Consider the following 20,658-nt stretch of genomic DNA (forward strand, 5'->3'; position numbering starts at 1 on the left):
ACCTTACGCGGGCGGTGCCTTGATGTTCACGGCAGCGCCCGCAACGATGTCATATGGAACGCGCACACGCGGCCCTTCGCCGCCGAAATCGGCAGGATTGCGCGTAATGATGAGACGACCATCCACTTCAGCTGTCGCACGTACGATGCAGTCCGGCAGTGAGTATTTGGGAGGATGGGCGATGCTATTGCCGCGCAAAGTAGCCGCGCGCTCCATGATATCGTCGTTCAGATGAACAACCCGGATACCCGCCCCGGCAAGGAAAGCCTTGAAGCTATTCCTGCCAACCGAGTCCATCTTGCACGCCACCTCCATTCAGGTGATGGAACTAATGATAGCATCGTCATAGCTCGTCAGTTCGACCACCGCAGCAGCATGCCCCTCCAGATTGTCAATCAGAATATTCGTGTCGAACAGGACTATTTCCATTCGGCCCGCGCCTCGCGCTGGTAAGCGACCGCATCACGCGGCTTGTCCGGGTCATTCTTCCACATGCCATGCACGCTCATGACGGCAGCAAGACGTTTTGCGCGCGCAGCGGCGCTGGGGACGGCAGTGTCAGCGGCCATGCCTTTCACCGCTTTTGTACGCGTCATGCGTACCGCGCCACCGCTGAGCCATAATCCTTTAGCTTTGGCCTTCTTCGGATGCCCAGTCGAAAGCACCTGCAGCAGCTGGACACCAGTCAAACGATTCGGATCGATATGGCGTGCGCGCGCAGCTGCCCGCAAACGCGCCATTTCGCGATCATCCAACTCCACGGTAAGTTGTGCCATGACACACCGGTTTTCAGTTATCCACGCTGACAGTGTATAACACACGTGCAGGGGGCGCACCCACCAGACAACAAAAGTATCAAAACTACAGATTTTGGATTACCATAACCGGCAAATTCAAGGGTGCTTGCTGGCTTTTTGTAGCCACACTACCTAAATCTATAGTTTTTGGAGGCGGCGATATGGGCGGTAAGCATCTTGGAGTATGGCGGCGGGTGGCTGGGGTTTCTGTTGGCGGCGCGCTGGCGTTGAGCTGTGCTGCGGCCACGGCTGCCGATGCGGCGACGCTCGCCGCCTGCGATGGCCCTTTCGCCACCATCCTGCAGCCCGCCGTCGCCGCCGATGCGCGGGCTTACTGGCTCAATCGCCAGCTGATCAAATGGCCGGGCGCCGATGCGGCCGGCGGCACTTTCAAACTCTATCACTCCGCCTCCGCCTCGCTGCACGCGGCGCCTGGCGCGCGCGTGTCCGGCGCGGATGGCGCGCTGGCCCTGGCGCGCTTCGATGGCGCCTTGCCTGCCGACGTCGCGCAGCGCTTCAAGTTCGTCGGCAACGGCGCGGTGCTCGCGCTGGCGCCTGCGGATGCGGCGCGCCTTGGCGACATATTGACGCAGCAGGTTATGCTGGTGCACGAGGCCGACGACGGCACCGTGCGCGACGCCACCACGCTGCAAATCGCCGGCGTGCTTGACGACTTGTATGCCGGCGCCGCCGATGTGCGGAATCTGGGCGTCAGCATTGGCGGCTCCGACGCGCAGTCACGCTCGCAGACCGGATTCAAGCTGTGGGCGCCGACCGCACAACGCGTGGCGCTGTGCACCTATGCCGACGGCTCAGGCAAGGCCACCGCCCTCACCGCCATGCGGCGCGACGACGCCACCGGCATCTGGTCCGCGCATCTTGAAGGCAACCGCTCCGGCCAGTATTACCAGTACCTGGTGGACGTGGTGGCGCCAACGGCGGGCCTGGTGCGCAACCTCGTCACCGATCCATACTCGATCAGCCTGACCACCGATTCGAAGCGCAGCTACATCGCCGACCTGAATGCCGCCAACCTGAAACCCGCCGGCTGGGACAAAACCCCCGCGCCGAAAAAGGTCGCCACCCAATCCGACATGACAGTCTACGAACTACATGTGCGCGACTTCTCGATCAACGACAACACCGTCAGCGCCGCCAACCGGGGCAAGTACACCGCCTTCACCGAAGCCGGCTCCAACGGCATGAAGCACCTGGCGGCGCTCAGCAAGGCCGGCATGACCGACATCCACCTGCTGCCGGTGTTCGACATCGGCAGCGTGCCGGAAAAAGGCTGCGTCGCACCCGCCATCCCGGCAGGTCTGCCGCCGGACAGCGAAGTACCGCAAGCATTGATCGCAAAGACCCAGTCCACCGACTGCTACAACTGGGGCTACGATCCCTACCACTACAACGCGCCCGAAGGCAGCTACGCCACCGATCCAGCCGACGGCGCGAAGCGCATCATCGAATTCCGCAAGATGGTGCAGGCGCTGCACAAGACCGGCCTGCGCGTCGGCATGGACGTGGTGTACAACCACACCTTCATCGCCGGCCAGAATGAAAAGTCGGTGCTGGACCGCGTAGTGCCCGGCTACTACCACCGCCTGAACGACAAGGGCGCGATCGAACGCTCCACCTGCTGCGACAACACCGCCACCGAAAACCTGATGATGGCCAAGCTGATGATCGACTCGATCGAGCAGTGGGCGGTGCAATACAAGATCGACTCTTTCCGCTTCGACCTGATGGGCCACCAGCCGCGCGCCGCGATGGAGCAGCTGCAAGCGCGCGCCGATCGCGCCACCGGCCGCCACATCAACCTTATCGGCGAGGGCTGGAACTTCGGCGAAGTAGCCGACGGCGCGCGCTTCGTGCAGGCGTCGCAGCTGTCGCTCAACGGCAGCGGCATCGGCACCTTCAGCGACCGCGCGCGCGACGCCGTGCGCGGCGGCGGCGCCGGCGACAGCGGCGTGCAGATGATCACGCAGCAGGGCTACATCAATGGCCTGGTGTACGACGCCAACGCGCAAGCGGGTACACGCCCCGCCAGCGACCTGCTGCAAGCGGCGGACCTGGTCAAGGCCGGCCTGGCCGGCTCGATCCGCAGCTACCCGCTGCAAACCTGGGACGGCAAGACGCAACAGCTGCAGGACATCGTCTACGGCGGCAACCAGCCGGCCGGCTACGCCAGCGAGCCGGGCGAAGTGGTCAACTATGTCGAGAATCACGACAACCAGACCCTGTACGACATCAACGCCTTCAAGCTGCCGCAGTCCACCACCAGCGCCGAACGCGCGCAGGTGCAGATGCTGGGCGCCGCCATCAACGCCTTCAGCCAGGGCGTGGCCTACTTCCACGCGGGCTTCGACATCCTGCGCTCCAAATCGCTGGACCGCAACAGCTTCGAATCGGGCGACTGGTTCAACCGCATCGACTGGAGCTACCAGGACAACTACTTCGGCACCGGCGCGCCGCGCGCGGAAGACAACGGCAAGGACTACGCCTTGATCAAGCCCCTGCTGCGCGACGCAGCCATCAAGCCGTCGCCGAAGGACATCGCCTACGCGCGCGACGCCTTCCGCGACCTGCTGGCGATCCGCTCCAGCAGCACGCTGTTCCGCCTGCGCACGGCGGCGGACATCAAACAGCGCCTGCGCTTCTACAACACCGGCAACGGCCAGGTTCCGACCGTGATCGTCGCCCACCTGGACGGCGCCGGCTACGCGGGCGCCAACTTCAAGTCCATCACCTACCTGATCAACGTCGACAAAGTGGCGCAGCGCGTGAAGGTCGCGGAAGAAGAGAACCGCCGCTACCAGCTGCATCCGGCCCACACCAGCATGACCGCAGCGGACAAACGCGTGGCCCTGGAAGCCAAGTACGACGCGGCCTCCGGCACGTTTGCAATTCCGCCACGCAGCGCCGTGGTATTCGTAGAAAAGAAGTAAACACCGTGATATCTTTTTGGCTCCCCATCGATCCGGAAAGAGATCACAATGAGACACAACCCCGTCGCAGCGCTGCTGCTACTGTTCACGCTCAGCGCCTGCGGTGGCGGCGGCGACTACGTCGCGCAGGCTAACCGGGCGCCGGTCGCCGCCGCCGGTCCCGCGCAAACCGTCGCCGCCGGCACATCGATCAAGCTGGCCGGCAGCGGCACCGATGCCGACCAGGATATCCTCAGCTACACCTGGACGCTGACCAAGCCCACCGGCAGCGCGGCAACCCTGCTCAACGCCAAAGTCGCCACGCCGACCTTCTTTGCCGACCTGCCGGGCGTCTACATCGCCACGCTGGTCGTCGACGACGGCAAACTCAATAGCGCGCCGTCGTCAGTGGTCATCACCGCGCAGTAGCTGTCGCACTTCGTTTAGTGCGGCGCCATTAAACATGGCGGCCGCCACGGCCTGCAGGTTCCCGGCGACGGCATAGCTGCTACACTAGATTTTCGCCCGTCACCGTCGTCCAAAACATGAAACTGCACACGCTCGCGCTGCCCCTTTTCTTCCTCGCGTTGACCGCTTCCGCCGCGCCCGTCGCCGATCCGGTTGAATTGATCAATCCCCTGATGGGCACCGCCAGCAAGCCGGAACTCTCGAACGGCAATACCTACCCGGCCATCGCCATGCCGTGGGGGATGAACTTCTGGACGCCGCAGACCGGCAAGATGGGCAACGGCTGGGCCTACACCTACGACGCCGACAAGATCCGCGGCTTCAAGCAGACGCACCAGCCCTCGCCGTGGATGAACGACTACGGCCAGTTCGCCATCATGCCGGTGACGGGAAAACTCAAGTTCACGCAGGACGACCGCGCCAGCTGGTTCTCGCACAAGGCGGAAGTGGCGAAGCCGTACTACTACAGCGTCTACCTGGCCGACGCCGACGTGACCACCGAAATCGCGCCGACCGAACGCGCAGCGCAGTTCCGCTTCACCTTCCCCAAGACCGACCAGGCCTACGTGGTGGTGGACGCCTACGACAAGGGCTCGTACATCAAGGTGATTCCGTCGGAACGCAAGATCGTCGGCTACAGCACGCGCTACGCGCGCGGCCCGCTGCCGAAGAACTTCAAGAACTACTTCGTCATCTACTTCGACAAGCCCTTCGCCTCCACCCGCATCTGGAACGGCGACAAACTGGCCGGCGACGTGATGGAACTGGCCAGCGACCATAGCGGCGCGGTGGTCGGCTTCAAGACCGAAAAAGGAGAGAAGGTCGGCATGCGCGTGGCCTCCTCCTTCATCAGCGAGGAACAGGCGGAGCTGAACCTGAAGCGCGAACTGGCCTCCGACAGCTTCGACACCACCGCGCAAAAAGGCAAGGACGTGTGGAACAAGACGCTGAGCCGCGTCAGCGTGGAAGGCGGCAGCGACGAGCAGACGCGCACCTTCTATTCCAGCCTGTATCGCATGCTGTTCTTCCCGAATAAGCTGTACGAGATCGACGCCAACAACCAGGTGGTCCACTGGAGTCCCTACAACGGCAAGATCCTGCCCGGTTATATGTTCGCCGGCACCGGCTTCTGGGACACCTTCCGCGCGCTGTATCCGTTCCTGAACCTGATGTACCCGTCGATCAACCGCGAGATGCAGGCCGGCCTGGCCAACGACTACAAGGAAAGCGGCTGGCTGCCCGAGTGGTCCAGCCCCGGCCTGGCCGACGTCATGATCGGCAATAACTCGGCATCGGTGGTGGCGGACGCCTACATCAAGGGCCTGCGCGGCTACGACATCGAAACCCTGTGGCAGGCGCTCAAGCACGGCGCCGACAACGAAGGGCCGATGAGCGCCGTCGGCCGCGCCGGCGTCAAGTACTACAACGAACTTGGCTACGTTCCGTACGACGTCAAGATCAACGAGAACGCCGCCCGCACGCTGGAATACGCGTATGACGACTTCACCATCTACCAGCTGGGCAAGGCGCTCGGCAAGCCGCAGTCGGAGATCGCCATCTACGCACAGCGGGCGATGAACTACAAAAAACTGTTCGACCCGGAGACGGGCCTCATGCGCGGCAAGAACAAGGACGGCAGCTTCCAGTCACCCTTCAATCCCTTCAAATGGGGGGACGCCTTCACCGAGGGAAACAGCTGGCACTACACCTGGTCCGTCTTCCACGACGTGAACGGGCTGATTGGCCTGATGGGCGGCCGCGAGAAGTTCGTCGCCAAGCTCGATCAGGTGTTCGCGCTGCCGCCGACCTTCGACGAGAGCTACTACGGTGAGGTGATCCACGAGATTCGCGAGATGCAGATCGCGAACATGGGCCAGTACGCGCACGGCAACCAGCCTATCCAGCACATGATCTACCTGTACGGCTACGCCGGCGCGCCGTGGAAGACGCAGTACTGGGCGCGCGAGACCATGAACCGCCTGTACAAGGCCACGCCCGACGGCTACTGCGGCGACGAGGACAACGGCCAGACCTCCGCATGGTATGTGTTCTCGGCGCTGGGCTTCTACCCGGTCACGCCGGCGGTGCCGCAGTACGTGGTCGGCGCGCCGCTGTTCAAGAAGGTCACGCTGCGGCTGGAGAATGGCAAGACGGTGGTCATCAACGCGCCGGCCAACAGCGACAGCAAGCGCTATGTGAACGCGCTCAAGGTCGACGGCAAGGCCTATTCGAAGAACTGGCTGAGCCACGCAGGCCTGATGCAGGGCGCGGTGCTGGACTTCGACATGTCCAGCCAGCCGAACAAACAGCGCGCCACCGCCCCGGCCGACGCGCCCTATTCGCTCTCGACCGACCGCTAGCGCTTACTCCTGACCGATCAGCACGACCGCGTTCTTCGTGCCGAAGTTGACGCTGTCGCCCTTGACGACGGCGGTTTTGCCGGAGTAGTAGTCCTTCACCTTCTGGCCATTGGCGAACACGCCGTGCAGCTTGATACTGGTGGGTTTGTCGGCCGGCAGGTCCAGCGCGACGACGACCTTGTCGTGCAGCGCGCCTTTGTCGTAGGTGCGCTTGAAGACATAGGGCTTCGCCTGCAGCTGCTGGTGCACGCCAGCGCCCACCGCCACGTGGGCCTTGCGGAACAGGCCCAGCTTGGCCCAGTGCACGCGCACGTCGGCGATCTTGTAGCCGTCGCGCTGCGCGTTCTGTTCAAGCTCGCCCCAGTTCATAAATGAACGCAGCTTGGCGTCGCCCACCGCTTCCGCCACATCGAGCTTGCGGGCGGTCTCGTCGCCGTAGTAGATTTGCGCCGCCCCGGGCGCCAGCAGCAGCTTGTTCGCGCTTTCGAAAGGCTTCTTGCGCGATGCGTCGAACGGCTGGTCGTAGTCGTGCGAGTCCAGGTAGTTCAGCACCGAGTAGCCATCGAGCGCGCCGCCGTGCAGCGTCTTCGAATAACTGCTGAACAGCGATTCGTAATCTTTGGCGGCGTCGTACACCATGCCGAAGTTGATCATGCTGTTAAAGCCGTTCTGGTAGTAGTTGGCGGTCTGCCCGCCGCCCAGGTCGAACACCTGACCTTGGGCGATGTTGTAGTTGAAGACTTCCGCCGTCATGAAGAACTTGTCGTCGCCAAGCTTCTTGTCAGGATTGGCGCGCTTCCAGTCCTCGTAGGCCGCGCCGGCCACGGTGCCCAGTTCCTTCCACACCTTGGCTTCCACGTGCTTGACGGTGTCGGCACGGAAGCCGTCCACGCCGTACTTGCGTACCCAGTCCGAATGCCATTTCATCAGGTAGTAGCGCGGCGCGCGCGGGTAGCCGGTGCTGGCGAAGAATTCGTCCAGCTCTTTCACTTCGCGTTCGAAGCGCCCTTCGCGCTGCCACTTGGCCGCCAGATTTTCCGGCAGTTCGACCGGAGTGTCGCTGTCGGTGCGGAAGTCCGGCAGGTTCTTCACCAGCGTGCATTCGATGGTGGTCTTGGCGTCCTTGTAGGTGCACTGTGGGCCGGTGCGCACCCAGTCGTCCGGCCACACGTAGTCGGTCTCGGTGACGGGACCGGTCTGGTTCATCACCACGTCCAGCAGCACGCGTATGCCGTGCGCATGCGCGGCGTCGACAAAGTTGCGGAAGTCGTTCTCCGTTCCCAGATTGGCGTCGACGGCGGTGAAGTCGGCGGCCCAGTAGCCGTGGAAGCCGTAGGATTTGCCGGTGCCTTCATCGGTGCCTTCGTGGATCTGCTCCACCGGCGGCGATACCCAGATCGCGCTGACGCCCAGGCTGTCGAAATAGCCTTCGTTGATTTTGTTGGTGATGCCGGCCAGGTCGCCGCCCATGAAGCCACGCAGCGGACCCGCATCCGCCTTGCGGCCGTAGGCCAGGTCGTTGCCGACATAAGCGTTGTTGAAGCGATCCGTCAGCAGGAAGTAGACGGTGGCGTTCTCCCACAGGAATGGCTGGCGCGCGGCCTGCTTGGCTGCCGGCGCGGCGATGGCGTTCGTGCCCACTGTCGCGGCGCCGAGCGCCAGCGCCAAAGTCATTGCAAGGGGAGTCAATTTCATGCTGTCGTCCTTAGTCGTGGTTTTTATGTGGTGACGGTCGGACGCGCACGTCCGGTCCATCCGGTGATGCCGCCCACCTGCTCGGCGATGAGTATCAATGCGGACAAGGCCTGCTGGGTCAGCAGGTGGTGGTAGGTCGGATCGGCCTCGTAGCGCTCCAGGTAGACGCGCAGGGTCGCGCCCTCGGTGCCGGTACCGGACAGCCGGAACACGATGCGCGAGCCGTTGGTCATCACGATGCGTATGCCCTGCTGCGTGGCGACCGAGCCGTCGACCGGATCGGTGTACTCGAAATCGTCGGCGAAATCGACCACGTGATGGCCCAGGTCCTGCCCCGCCAGCGTGGACAGCTTGATGCGCAGCGAAGCCATGAGCTCATTGGCGGCCTTGGGATCGACCGCCTCGTAATCGTGGCGCGAGTAGTAGTTGCGGCCGAAGCGTTCCCAATGATCTTCAACCAGCTGCTGCACCGATTTTCCGCTGGCGGCCAGCAGGTTAAGCCAGAACAGCACGGCCCATAAGCCGTCCTTCTCGCGGATGTGGTCCGAGCCGGTGCCGTAGCTCTCCTCGCCGCACAGCGTGGCCTTGCCGGCATCAAGCAGCGTGCCGAAGAACTTCCAGCCGGTCGGCGTTTCGTAGCATGGGATGCCCAGCGAAGCGGCCACGCGGTCGGCCGCCTGCGAGGTCGGCATCGAGCGGGCGATGCCTTTCAAGCCGGCGCGGTAGCCCGGCGCCATGGTCGCATTCGCGGCCAGCACGGCCAGGCTGTCGGACGGCGTGACGTCGAATTTGCGGCCGACGATCATATTGCGGTCGCCATCGCCATCGGAGGCGGCGCCGAAATCCGGCGCGTCGTCCGCCGCCATGATGGCGATCAGCTGGGCCGCGTTGACGGGATTGGGGTCCGGGTGATGGCCACCAAAATCCTCCAGCGGCACGGCGTTGATGACGGTGCCGGCCGGCGCGCCCAGCATGCCTTCGAGGATGGCCTTGGCGTAGGGGCCGGAGACCGCGTGCATGCCGTCGAAGCACATGCGGAAGCCGCGCCCGAACAGGGCCTTGATGGCGTTGAAGTCGAACAGGCGTTGCATCAGCTCCGCGTAATCGGCCACCGGGTCGATCACCTCCACGTCCATCTGCTCGACGCGCGAAACGCCGATGCGGTCGATGTCGATGGCCGAGGCATCGCTGATGCGGTAGCGCGAGATGGATTCGGCGCGGTGGAAGATCGCCTCGGTCACACCTTCCGGCGCGGGGCCGCCGGCGGCGATGTTGTACTTGATGCCGAAGTCACCATCCGGCCCGCCGGGATTATGGCTGGCCGACAGCACGATGCCGCCCAGCGCACCGCGCTTGCGGATCACGCAGCTGACGGCGGGGGTCGACAGGATGCCGCCCTGGCCCACCAGCACCCTGGCGAAGCCGTGCGCCGCCGCCATGTGCACGATGGTCTGCACCGCCTCGCGGTTGTGATAACGGCCATCGCCGCCCAGCACCAGCGTTTTGCCGGCGCAGTCGCCCAACGTGTCGAACACGCTTTGCACAAAGTTTTCGAGATAGGCGGGCTGCCGGAAGACGACGACTTTTTTCCGCAAGCCCGAAGTTCCCGGCCGCTGGCCGGGGAATGGTTTGGTTGCTACGGTCTGTATGCTCATGTTCGCTCCGCACGGGTGAAGGACTGTATTCGCAGCCCCTGTTTTACCTGTTCCGGCGAAACCGCGGCGCGCAAATACATGGTCAAGCGAACAATCTTACCTCAGCGGGCAACCGGATCGGCGTTGTCGCGCACGGCCAGCGTCAGCACGCCCGCCACCACCATGCAGACGCCGCCCAGCATCAGGGTCTTGACCGGATGGCCTTCGAACCAGTGCTTGGTCACGTAACCGAGCAGCAGGCCGCTGACGATCTGCGGGATCACGATGAAGAAGTTGAACACGCCCATGTAGTAGCCCATGCGCTTGGCGGGCAGCGCGCCGGCCAGGATCGCATACGGCATGGTCAGGATGCTGGCCCAGGCGATGCCGACGCCGACCATCGGCACGAACAGCATGTTCAAGTCGTGGATGGCGAAGATGCTGAACAGGCTGATGCCGCCTATCGTCAGGCAGCTCATGTGGACGAATTTGCGGCTGGTCTTGCGCGCAAGGATGGGCAGGACGAAGGCGGCCAGCGCGGACACGCCGCTGTACACCGCGAACATCACGCCCACATGGTTACCCGCGCTCTGAAACGCGGCCGATTGCGCGTCGGTGGTGCCGAACACGTTCTCGCCGATGGCGTTGGTGGTGTAGATCCACATCGAGAACAGCGCGATCCAGGAGAAGAACTGCACTGCGGCCAGCTGCACCATCGTCTTCGGCATGCGCAGGAAGCCGCCGAGGATTTCCTTGAGCGCGTGGCCCAGGCCCTTGGTGCGGCGCTGCTCGGCGCGGAAGGCGTCCATGTCGTCGGGCGGCGTTTCCTTCGCGGTGAGCACGGTCCACAGCACGGCCAGGAAGTAGATCGCGCCGCCGCTGTAGAAGGAGTAGCGCACGGTGTCGGGAATGGCGCCGCCGACCGGCACGTTGCTCACGCCCAGATGGGTGAAGATGGTCGGCAGCAGCGAGGCAATCACCGCGCCCCAGCCGATGAAGAAGGTCTGCATCGCGAAGCCGGCGGTCTGCTGCGCAGGTCCGAGCTTGTCGCCGACGAAGGCGCGGAACGGCTCCATCGACACGTTGATCGCGCCGTCGAGCAGCCACAGGACGATGGCGGCCATCCACAGCGCGGAGGAATTCGGCATCAGGAACAGCGCGATCGACGCCAGCAAGGCGCCAACGAAGAAGAACGGGCGGCGGCGGCCCCAGGTCGGGTGCCAGGTGTTGTCGCTCAGGTAGCCGATAATGGGCTGCACCAGCAATCCGGTCACGGGCGGTGCGAGCCAGAACAGGGGCAGGTCGTCGGGACTGGCGCCCAGCGTGGAGAAGATCCGGCTGACGTTGGCATTTTGCAGCGCGAAGCCGAACTGGATGCCGAAAAAGCCGAAGCTCATGTTCCACAACTGCCAAAACGACAGTATGGGCTTGCTGCTGGAAGATTGCATGCTGAGTGTCCCCGACTATTTTGAATTTGTAGCAAAATAACACGCTGCCTGATGCGTGTCAATTGAAAGCGTTTCCCAGTAAAATAAAGGAAACAAGCCATCCCAAGGGCAGAATTTTGTAGTCAAATGTAGCCAAACAACAAAATCATAACAACCTTAGAGACCACTAAACTTAAATGAAAAGCAATTCCATCGCCAAACTTGCGGCAGTCTTGCCGCTGCTGGTCGCCAGCCAGGCCGGGAACGCGCAAAACGCCGACCGCCGCTTCGACAGCGCCACCCGCCGCGACGGCCAGCTGGAGGTCCACACCAGCGACGGCAGCTACATCATCAAGCCCTACTCCGCCGGCATGGTTGAAACCACCTTCGTGCCGACCGGCGAGCAGCTGGACCCGGCCTCGCACGCGGTGGTGCTGGCGCCGGCCAACGTCCGGACCACGCTGACCACAAAGCTCAACAGCCTCGAATATGCCACACCCGGCATCGTGGTCACCATCACCAAGTCGCCGTTCCAGATTTCGTATGCCTACAAGGGCAAGCGCCTGGTCGCGGAAAAGCATGGCTACATCAAGGTCAAGGACGACGTGGCCACCGGCAGCAAGGATATCAACAAGGGCGAGGCGCGCGAGCTGGAAGGCATCGAGTTCGCGCTGGACAAGGACGAGGCGCTGTATGGCGCCGGCGAGCGCGCGGTGGGCATGAACCGGCGCGGCCATCGCTTCACCTTGTACAACAAGGCGCACTACGGCTACGACGACAAGTCCGAACAGATGGGCTATGCGATTCCGATGGCGCTGTCGTCAAAGATGTACGCGATCCACTTCGACAATCCGCAAACCGGCTACCTCGATTTCGACAGCAAGAAGAACGACAGCCTGACCTACGAAACCATCGGCGGCCGCAAGACCTATCAGGTGATCGCCGGCGACAGCTGGGAGGACGTGGTGGGCAACTACACCAGCCTGACCGGCAAACAACCGCTGCCGCCGCGCTGGGCCTTCGGCAATTTCGCGATGCGCTTCGGCTACCGCAACGAGGCCGTCGCGCGCGACACCGTCAACAAATTCATCGCCGACGATATCCCGCTCGACGCCATCGTGTTCGACCTGTTCTGGTTCGGCAAAGAGATCAAGGGCACGATGGGCAACCTGGCATGGGACAAGGACAGCTTCCCCAACCCCACCGGCATGATCGCCGACTTCCAGAAAAAAGGCGTGCAGACGGTGGTGATCACCGAGCCCTTTATTCTCGATACGTCGGGCAAATGGAAGGAAGCCGTCGAACAGAAGGTGCTGGGCACGGACGCCAGCGGAGCACCGCTGGCCTACGACTTCTACTTCGGCCACACCGGCTTGATCGACATCTTCGGCAAGCCGGGCAAGGACTGGTTCTGGAACATCTACAAGGGCCTGCGCCAGCAGGGCGTGACCGGCGTGTGGGGCGACCTGGGCGAACCGGAAGTGCATCCCACCGCCATGCGCCACGCCACCGGCAGCGCCGACCAGGTGCACAACATCTACGGCCATCAATGGGCGCGGCTGGTGGCGGAAGGCTACCAGCAGGACTTCCCGAACGAGCGCCCCTTCATCCTGATGCGCGCCGGGTACTCGGGCACGCAGCGCTACGGCATCATCCCGTGGTCCGGCGATGTAGACCGGGGCTGGGGCGGTTTGCAGGCGCAGCCCGAGATCTCGCTGCAGATGGGGATGCAGGGCACGGGCTATATGCACTCGGACCTGGGCGGCTTCGCCAATCCGGTGCTGGACAATGAGCTCTACACGCGCTGGCTGCAGTACGGCGTGTTCCAGCCGATCTTCCGTCCGCACGCGCAGGACGAGGTGCCGCCGGAGCCGGTCTACCGCGAAGACCGCACCAAGGCGCTGGCGCGCGAGGCGATCCGTCTGCGCTATCGCCTGCTGCCGTACAACTACACGCTGGGCTTCGACAACAACCAGAAAGGCCTGCCGCTGATGCGCCCCATGCTGTACGAGGAGCCGGGCAACGCCAAGGTGCGCGCGATGTCGTCGACCTACTTGTGGGGCAAGGACTTCCTGGTCACGCCGGTACTCAAACAAGGCGCGACGACGGCCGATGTCTACTTCCCTGCCCGCAGCGCGTGGTTCGATTTCTACAACGGCGAGAAGCACGCCGGCGGCGCCACCGAGGCGGTGAAACTGAGCGACGACCACGTGCCGGTCTACGTGCGCGCCGGCGCCTTCATCCCGATGGTCAAGGTGGTGCAGACCACGCGCGACTACTCGACCAAACAACTCGAACTGCATTACTACCACGACGCCTCGGTCGGCGCCGGCGCGGGCAAGCTGTATGACGACGACGGCGCCACCGCGCAAGCCTACGAACAGGGCAAGTACGAGCTGCTGCACTTCGCCAGCAAGCTGCAGGGCCGCAGCCTCACGCTGCGCATCGAATCGGAAGTGGGCAAGCAGTACGAGCGCCCCGAGCGCAGCATCGCGCTGCAGGTGCATAACGTGACGGCGCATCCGTCGCTGGTGCGCGTCGACGGCAAGCCGGTCATCTTCGTCTGGGACGAAGCGGCCAAGGTGCTGAACATCCAGCTGCCAGCCAGCAGCCAGCCTGGCCGGAACGTCGTCATCACCCTGTAAGCGTGTATGATTGTCGGCCATCGAATCGACCGGTTCGATGGCCTGACAAGACAATATACGGAGATAGGGAGATGCCAGTGTCACCAAAAATCATCAGCACGCTGTTCGCGCTCAGCGCCATGACAGCCGCCAGCACTACCGTGTTGGCTGCCCCCGCAAAAAAACCCACCGTCGCGGAAGCCGAGCGTTTTCTCGCCGACACCGAAGAGCGCCTCAATAAGCTCAACAACGAACAGTCCCGGGGCGCCTGGGTCGGTTCCAACTTCATCACCGACGACACGGAAGCCATCGCCTCCTTCTTCGCCGAGCGCTATCTGACGGCGGCCGGCGAGGCGGCCATCGCGGCGCGCCGCTTCAACGGCTTGAAGCTGCCGGCCGAATCGGCGCGCAAGATGATGCTGTTGCAGCAGACGCTGGTCTTCGCCGATCCCAAGGAACGCGAACAATACGCGCAGCTGCAGGCCGCGATGAACGGCGCCTACGGCAAAGCCAAGTACTGCCCGAAAAAGCCGGACGGCTCGGCCGACGCCTGCATGGCGCTGGGCGAAATGGAGAAGGTGCTGGCCAACAGCCGCGACGAGGCCAAGCTGAAGGAAATGTGGACTGGCTGGCACGCGCAGTCGCCATCCTACAAACAGAAATACACCGAGTACGTCGCGCTGTCGAACAAGGGCGCCAAGCAGATGGGCTTTGTCGATACCGGCGCGATGTGGCGCGCGCAATACGACATGCCGCCGGCGGCCTTCTCCGCCGAGATGGAGCGCCTGTGGCAGCAGGTCAAGCCGCTGTATGAAGCGCTGCACACCTACACCCGCTACAAGCTGCGCCAGACCTACGGCCCGGACGTGGTGCCGCTGACCGGCCCAATTCCCGCCCACCTGTTCGGAAATATGTGGAGCCAGAGCTGGACCAACCTGTATCCGCTGTTGAAGCCTGCGACGGGCGCCAGCAGCTTCGACCTGACCAAGGTGCTGGAAGAGCGCAAGACCGACGCCAAGCAGATGACGCAATATGCCGAACGTTTCTACACCTCGCTGGGCATGCAGAAGCTGCCGGCGTCGTTCTGGGAACGCTCGCTGCTGACCAAGCCGCGCGACCGCGACGTGGTGTGCCACGCCTCCGCCTGGCCGCTGAACGAGAAGGACGACGTCCGCATCAAGATGTGCATCACGCCGACGGCCGAGGACTTCACCACGATCCATCACGAGCTGGGTCACATCTACTACTTCCTCAACTACACCAAGCAGCCCTTCCTGTTCCGCAACGGCGCCAACGACGGCTTCCATGAAGCCATCGGCGATACGGTGGCGTTGTCGATCACGCCGAACTATCTGCAGAAGGTCGGCCTGATGGACAAGGCGCCGGATGCCGACGCCGACATCGGCCAGCTGCTGGAGCGCGCATTGAGCAAGGTCGCCATCCTGCCGTTCGCCTACTCGGTCGACAAGTGGCGCTGGGACGTCTACTCCGGCAAGACCAAGCCGGCCGACTACGACAAGAGCTGGTGGCAGCTGCGCGAGCAGTACATGGGCATGAAGCGTCCGGTCGCCATCGACGCCAGCGGCGCGGGCTTCGACGCCGGCGCCAAGTATCACGTGGCGGCGGACGTGCCGTATGCACGCTACTTCCTGGCCGATATGCTGCAGTTCCAGTTCCACCGCGCGCTGTGCCGCGAGGCCGGCTTCACAGGTCCGCTGCATCGCTGCTCGGTGTACGACAACGCCAAGGCCGGCGCCAAGCTGCAGCAGATGCTGGCGATGGGCGCGAGCAAGCCGTGGCCGGAAGCGTTGAAGGCCATTTCGGGCGAGGACAAGATCGACGGCGGCGCGCTGCTCGACTACTTCGCGCCGCTTAAATCCTGGCTCGATACCCAGAACGCGGCCTTCGCGGCGGCCGAGAAGAAGTAAGGCCACCCCGCACGGCGACACAAGGGTCAGACCCCGTACGGGGTCTGACCCTGAGCGCAAGCCTCGGGGTTCCGCTCTAGCGCATGCCGTAGTTGGGGCGCTTCATCTGCATCGCCGCCGACGCGCAGTGGGCGGCGATGAAGTCCTCATGGCCCGGCATCTTGCCGGCGCAGTTCTCCACCACGGTCTTGATGGTGCGCAGATGCGCCTCGATCTGCTCCTGCGGATACAGGTCCACCAGCGGATGGTAGGACTGCGGCCGCAAACCCTGCCCCAGCATCACCTGCAACCAGCTCACCGACGCGAACATCTCGTCCTTCTCGCGATAGAAGCGGCCGTGCTGCTTGAACAGGTCCATCTTCTGCTTCAGGCTCTCCGGCACCTCCATCGTGCGGCAGTAGTTCCAGAACGGCGTATCGTCGCGCTCCGTCGCGTGGTAGTGCAGCACCAGGAAGTCGCGGATCTTGTCGACTTCGAAGTGCGCCTGGCGATTGAATTCGTCGATGCTGTCCTGGTTGAAGTCGCGATCCGGGAAAAAGCTCATCAAGCGCGCAATGCTCGACTGGATCAGGTGTATGCTGGTCGATTCCAGCGGCTCCATGAAACCGCTGGACAGGCCGATCGCCACCACATTCTTGTTCCAGAATTTCTTGCGCTTGCCGGTGACGAAGCGCAGCGGCTTGGGCTCGGCCAGCGGCGCGCCGTCCAGATTGGCCAGCAGCTGCGCGGTGGCCTCGTCGTCGCTGATGTATTTGCTCGAATAGACATGGCCGTTGCCGATGCGGTGCTGCAGCGGAATGCGCCACTGCCAGCCCGCCGTGCGCGCCGTGGCGCGCGTATACGGCGTGATCGGCCCGCGCGATTCGCACGGCACCGCCAGCGCACGGTCGCACGGCAGCCAGTGGGTCCAGTCCTCGTAGCCGGTTTTCAGAGCGCCCTCGATCAGCAGGCCACGGAAGCCGGAGCAGTCGATGAACAGGTCCGCTTCGATGCGCTCGCCGTCTTCCATCGTCACCGCCGCCACGTGGCCGTCGCCCTCGCGCACGACCACGTCGGCGATCTTGCCTTCGGTGCGGACCACGCCGCGCGCCTCGGCGAACTTGCGCAGGTAGCGCGCATACAGGCCGGCGTCGAACTGGAACGCATGGGCGATATGCGACACCGGCGAATTGCCGGCATCGACCGCGCGCATGAATTTGTTCTGCGGCGCGGCCACCGCCGCCAGCGAATAAGCGCCGAAGTCCGGCGCCAGCCCGGCCTGATGCAGCTTGAGCCAGTAGTGGTGGAACTCGACCAGGCCCATGTCTTGGCCGATGCTGCCGAAGGTGTGGATGTAGTTCTCGCCCAGCCGACCCCAGTCGACGAACTGGATGCCCAGCTTGAAGGTGCCCTGCGTCTCGCGCAGGAAGTCGTCCTCGTCTATGCCCAGCGCCTGGTTGAATAATTTGATCTGGGGGATGGTGGCCTCGCCCACGCCGACGGTGGATATCTCGTCCGACTCCACCAGGCGTACCTGGTAGTGGCCGCCCAGCAGTTTGGACATGGCCGCCGCCGTCATCCAGCCGGCGGTGCCGCCGCCGACGATCAGGATCTGCTTGATGCGGCGATCCGCTTGCTTGTGCTGCATGTTCGTCTCCAGCTTTTGTGTTGTCCGATATTGTGCACGAAAAAAAACACCCCCTGCCGGCTGCTGCTGACAGGGGGTGTTTTGCACTGGTCCGAATTACATCTTGTAGTTCAGGCCCAGCAGCATGGTGCGGCCGTACTTGGTGTACTCGCCCGGCACTTTCAGGGTACCGTTGCTCAGGATGGTCTGGTACGCGGCGTCGTTGGCGTTGATCACCTGGAACAGCAGCGACAGGCCTTTGTACTGACCTTCCTTGAACTCGTAGCCGACCTGGAAGTCCACTTGCGCGGCGCCCTTGATGTCGGTGAAGGTGCGGTCGGCGCCGAAGCCGGTCACTTCGCCACGGAAGTTGGAGCGCTCGCTGCGGGTTACGCGTGCCGAGTAGCCCGACTTCTCGTAGAAGAACTGGACGTTCGATACGGTGCGCGACAAGCCAGGCAGTGCGCCGGTGGTGCCGGGACCGTCCGGAGCGATCTCGCTCTTGGTGCGGGAGATCGAACCGGTGGCGCCGAAGCCGTCCAGGCCGGTCCACAGGACCTTGCCGTCGATCGAGCCCGACAGTTCCACGCCCTTGATCGAACCGCCCGTGCCGTTGGCCGGCTGGGTCAGCGTACCGATGTTCGATTTCGGTGGCAGGCCATCGTTAGGATAGCTGGAGAAGTCGAACGGCAGCACCTGGTCGTAGATGTAGGTCTTGAGCTTCTTGTAGAAGGTCGCGGCGCTGAAGTAGGTGCTCTTGTCGAAGTACTTCTCGTACGTCAGGTCGATCGCGTTGGCGCGCCATGGCTTCAGCGTAGGATTGCCGCCGCTGCCGGTCCACAGCAGCTTGCTGGTGTCGACCGAAGCGCTCGACGATGCGCGCAGCTGGTCCAGACGTGGACGGGCCATCGTCTTGCCCAGGCCGAAGCGCACGTGCTGCTCGCTGCCCAGGTCGAAGTTCAGGTTCAGGCTCGGCAGGAAGTCGTTGTACGAGGTGCCCTCGTCCACCGATTTCGGCTTGTTCAGGCCGTTGGTGTCGACGTTGAACGCGTTCGAGCTCTGGTTGGTGTGGATCATCTGCACACCGAAGTTGCCCTTGACCGGCACGCCCCAGGTGTCGTCGATGCCGACCTTGGCGTAGGCGGTCGAGACTTTCTCGCTGACCAGCCAGTCCTTGTTGTAGATATCCTGGTGGATCTTAGGCGTCAGCGTGTACAGGCTGTTGACGGCGCCCATGATGTCGTAGGACATGATGCCAGGGATGCCGGCGAAGCCCAGCGAGGTCGGGTCCTGGATCAGGTTGGCAGGAACGCCGATCGGCGCGCGGCCGTTCTTCAGGTTGACCAGCATCTCCGCCGACTGGCGGGTCTTGTCGCGCTTGGTGAAGTTGACGCCCACGTCCAGGTTGCTGAACATGCCGTCCAGGCCGCGCTTGGCCGAGAAACGGGCCGATTTCAGCTTGTCGGTCACCTGCGGATACTTGACGTAGCCGTCCTGGCCCCAGCCGCCCGAATCGCTCAGCTTGACGACGGCAGGATCGGCGTAGTTCAGGCCGGTGGTCACTTGCGGCAGGCCGGTGTTGTTGTCGCGGACGATCTTGGCGGTGTCGGTGGTGGCGGCGCCGGCGTAAGTTTCCAGGATCATGTCCTGGCGATCCGCCTTCGAGTAGCTGAAGTCGGCCATGCCGGTCCAGTCCTCGTTCATGCGCAGCTTGTTGTTCCAGCCGATCGCGAACAGCTTGTCGCGGTTGGTGTTCAGGTCGTTACGCAGCACGGGCTTGATGCCGCCCACGGTCGCGCTCTGCAGCACCTGGGTGCCGCCGTAACTTGCGAAGACCGGGTTGGCGTAAGTCAGGCCGCCCATCCAGTTGCCGGTGCCGAACTGCATGCCGCGGATGGTGGTGTCGGAATCGAATTTCGAGTAGTAGGTGTCGACCATCGACTGGAAGTCGCGGGTCGGCTTCCACTGCACGACCGCCATCAGGCCGTCGCGGGTCTGCTTGGTCGAGCCGGCGTCGATCTCGTTGCCGGAGTTGGCCAGGCCGGTGGTGCTGCCGGTCTTAGGATCGAAGCCGTAGCCCCAGCTGCTCCACTTCTGGTACTGGCCTGGGGAATCCAGGCGGGCGTAGCCCAGCGCCACACCCAGGGTGCGGTTGTTGAACTGGTCGATGTAGATGCCGCTCAGGCGGTAGCCCTTGTCCTTGTAGCCGGCGTTCTGCTTGCCCAGCGAGTTCTTCTCGCCGCGCACGTTGATCGCCATGGTGCGGCCCGGGAATTCCAGCGGACGCACGGTCTGCAGGTCGACGGTGCCCGACAGGCCCTGGCCGACCAGCGCCGCGTCGGGGGTCTTGTAGACCACGGCGCCATTGATCAGTTCCGATGGATACTGGTCGTATTCGACGCTGCGGTTGTCGCCGGTGGACGCCTGTTCACGACCGTTGAGGGTGGTGGTCGAGAAGTCTGGCGCCAGGCCGCGGATGCTCAGCACCTGGGCGCGGCCGGCCACGCGTTGCGCGGCCACACCTGGCAGGCGCGACAGCGATTCGGCGATCGACACGTCCGGCAGCTTGCCGATGTCTTCAGCCGAGATCGCCTCAACGATGGATTCGGAATTCTTTTTGACGGAGATCGCGTCTTCGATACCGCGGCGGATACCGGACACTTTCACCGTTTGGATTACAGGCGCGTCGGCGGCCTGGCCGGCGGTCGCGTCTTGCGCGTAGGCGGAACCGGAAATGGCGGACAGCAGCATTGCACAGCCGGCTGCTACCGGGCTCAACTTAAATGCAACACTGGTCGGAGCCGAGCTGGCGCCGCGCTGGTTGGCGGATTTGATCATCAAATGTCCCCTCACTCATCTAAAAATATACCCGCGACACTACAGCCTGCTCTCGCACCATCGACTACACGGGTTCCAAGGATTGCAAACGTTCTAAAAGACGTTCTATGAAGAATTTTGTACTAAAACTAGATTCTGTGTCAATCAAACTTCAGTTGCGCTACGCACGCAGAGTGGCGCCTGCCCTTGTGCGCCCTGCGAAAATGCCGTGCGCGTTGTATTTCGGCTACAGACAACCACCCGGCAGCGTGTAGTGTAACTACATATTTGACCTGAATACCACTTCGCCACGTAGCAATTCCAACCTCGCCCGCGCGCCGAAGTTGTCATCCGGGTAATTTTGAGGCGTACTCA

General features: G+C 63.3%; 12 protein-coding genes. 5 read left to right on the forward strand and 7 right to left on the reverse strand.

The window, feature by feature from the left end:
- Positions 1-3: 3 nt before the first annotated feature.
- A complete protein-coding gene (locus tag AC07WS_RS07870; protein ID WP_494728501.1) occupies positions 4-297 on the reverse strand; it encodes a PIN domain-containing protein in 294 nt (97 codons plus the stop codon).
- A gap of 122 nt (positions 298-419) precedes the next feature.
- Positions 420-776 (reverse strand): hypothetical protein, encoded by a 357-nt coding sequence (locus AC07WS_RS07875; protein ID WP_494728502.1) that lies wholly within the window; start codon positions 774-776, stop codon positions 420-422.
- A 182-nt stretch (positions 777-958) separates the two neighbouring features.
- Between AC07WS_RS07875 and pulA the strand changes: the two genes are divergently transcribed.
- The 3 genes from pulA to AC07WS_RS07890 all read left to right on the forward strand — a co-directional run bounded on the left by pulA (position 959) and on the right by AC07WS_RS07890 (position 6,552).
- Positions 959-3,745 (forward strand): pullulanase-type alpha-1,6-glucosidase, encoded by a 2,787-nt coding sequence (gene pulA / locus AC07WS_RS07880; protein WP_494728503.1) that lies wholly within the window; start codon positions 959-961, stop codon positions 3,743-3,745.
- 48 nt (positions 3,746-3,793) lie between these two features.
- Entirely contained in the window at positions 3,794-4,153 is a 360-nt protein-coding gene (locus AC07WS_RS07885) for a PKD domain-containing protein (protein ID WP_494728504.1), read from the forward strand.
- A gap of 116 nt (positions 4,154-4,269) precedes the next feature.
- Positions 4,270-6,552, forward strand: a complete 2,283-nt coding sequence (locus AC07WS_RS07890; RefSeq protein ID WP_494728505.1) for a GH92 family glycosyl hydrolase — start codon at positions 4,270-4,272, stop codon at positions 6,550-6,552.
- Between the two features lie 3 nt (positions 6,553-6,555).
- Here AC07WS_RS07890 and AC07WS_RS07895 read toward each other — a convergent pair whose 3' ends face one another.
- From AC07WS_RS07895 to AC07WS_RS07905, 3 genes are all read right to left on the reverse strand, one after another.
- Complete coding sequence (locus AC07WS_RS07895; RefSeq protein WP_494728506.1) at positions 6,556-8,247, reverse strand: alpha-amylase family glycosyl hydrolase; 1,692 nt, start codon at positions 8,245-8,247, stop codon at positions 6,556-6,558.
- A gap of 23 nt (positions 8,248-8,270) precedes the next feature.
- Positions 8,271-9,902: an alpha-D-glucose phosphate-specific phosphoglucomutase gene (locus AC07WS_RS07900; RefSeq protein WP_494728507.1), complete on the reverse strand. Its 1,632-nt coding sequence runs from the start codon at positions 9,900-9,902 to the stop codon at positions 8,271-8,273.
- Between the two features lie 101 nt (positions 9,903-10,003).
- The gene (locus AC07WS_RS07905) at positions 10,004-11,329 is read right to left on the reverse strand and encodes an MFS transporter (protein ID WP_494728508.1); all 1,326 of its coding nucleotides are present in this window, start codon (positions 11,327-11,329) and stop codon (positions 10,004-10,006) included.
- A 176-nt stretch (positions 11,330-11,505) separates the two neighbouring features.
- Here AC07WS_RS07905 and AC07WS_RS07910 point away from each other — a divergent pair, with 176 nt between their 5' ends.
- Positions 11,506-13,953 (forward strand): glycoside hydrolase family 31 protein, encoded by a 2,448-nt coding sequence (locus tag AC07WS_RS07910; protein WP_494728509.1) that lies wholly within the window; start codon positions 11,506-11,508, stop codon positions 13,951-13,953.
- Positions 13,954-14,024: 71 nt separating this feature from the next.
- Positions 14,025-15,860 (forward strand): M2 family metallopeptidase, encoded by a 1,836-nt coding sequence (locus AC07WS_RS07915; RefSeq protein WP_494728510.1) that lies wholly within the window; start codon positions 14,025-14,027, stop codon positions 15,858-15,860.
- Positions 15,861-15,936: 76 nt separating this feature from the next.
- Here AC07WS_RS07915 and AC07WS_RS07920 read toward each other — a convergent pair whose 3' ends face one another.
- Both AC07WS_RS07920 and AC07WS_RS07925 read right to left on the reverse strand, forming a co-directional pair.
- A complete protein-coding gene (locus AC07WS_RS07920; RefSeq protein WP_494728511.1) occupies positions 15,937-17,487 on the reverse strand; it encodes a tryptophan halogenase family protein in 1,551 nt (516 codons plus the stop codon).
- Between the two features lie 96 nt (positions 17,488-17,583).
- Positions 17,584-20,304 (reverse strand): TonB-dependent receptor, encoded by a 2,721-nt coding sequence (locus AC07WS_RS07925; RefSeq protein WP_494728512.1) that lies wholly within the window; start codon positions 20,302-20,304, stop codon positions 17,584-17,586.
- Between the last annotated feature and the right edge of the window lie 354 nt (positions 20,305-20,658).

Source organism: Duganella sp. GW821-FHT01E12 (assembly GCF_059422325.1).

Bases quoted from the DNA above. Each gene is read 5' to 3' on its own strand.
- AC07WS_RS07895 (WP_494728506.1), bottom strand. From the start codon at position 8,247: ATGAAATTGACTCCCCTTGCAATGACTTTGGCGCTGGCGCTCGGCGCC.
- AC07WS_RS07920 (WP_494728511.1), bottom strand. From the start codon at position 17,487: ATGCAGCACAAGCAAGCGGATCGCCGCATCAAGCAGATCCTGATCGTC.
- AC07WS_RS07925 (WP_494728512.1), bottom strand. From the start codon at position 20,304: ATGATCAAATCCGCCAACCAGCGCGGCGCCAGCTCGGCTCCGACCAGT.
- AC07WS_RS07885 (WP_494728504.1), top strand. From the start codon at position 3,794: ATGAGACACAACCCCGTCGCAGCGCTGCTGCTACTGTTCACGCTCAGC.
- AC07WS_RS07870 (WP_494728501.1), bottom strand. From the start codon at position 297: ATGGACTCGGTTGGCAGGAATAGCTTCAAGGCTTTCCTTGCCGGGGCG.
- AC07WS_RS07910 (WP_494728509.1), top strand. From the start codon at position 11,506: ATGAAAAGCAATTCCATCGCCAAACTTGCGGCAGTCTTGCCGCTGCTG.
- AC07WS_RS07890 (WP_494728505.1), top strand. From the start codon at position 4,270: ATGAAACTGCACACGCTCGCGCTGCCCCTTTTCTTCCTCGCGTTGACC.
- AC07WS_RS07905 (WP_494728508.1), bottom strand. From the start codon at position 11,329: ATGCAATCTTCCAGCAGCAAGCCCATACTGTCGTTTTGGCAGTTGTGG.
- pulA (WP_494728503.1), top strand. From the start codon at position 959: ATGGGCGGTAAGCATCTTGGAGTATGGCGGCGGGTGGCTGGGGTTTCT.
- AC07WS_RS07915 (WP_494728510.1), top strand. From the start codon at position 14,025: ATGCCAGTGTCACCAAAAATCATCAGCACGCTGTTCGCGCTCAGCGCC.
- AC07WS_RS07900 (WP_494728507.1), bottom strand. From the start codon at position 9,902: ATGAGCATACAGACCGTAGCAACCAAACCATTCCCCGGCCAGCGGCCG.
- AC07WS_RS07875 (WP_494728502.1), bottom strand. From the start codon at position 776: ATGGCACAACTTACCGTGGAGTTGGATGATCGCGAAATGGCGCGTTTG.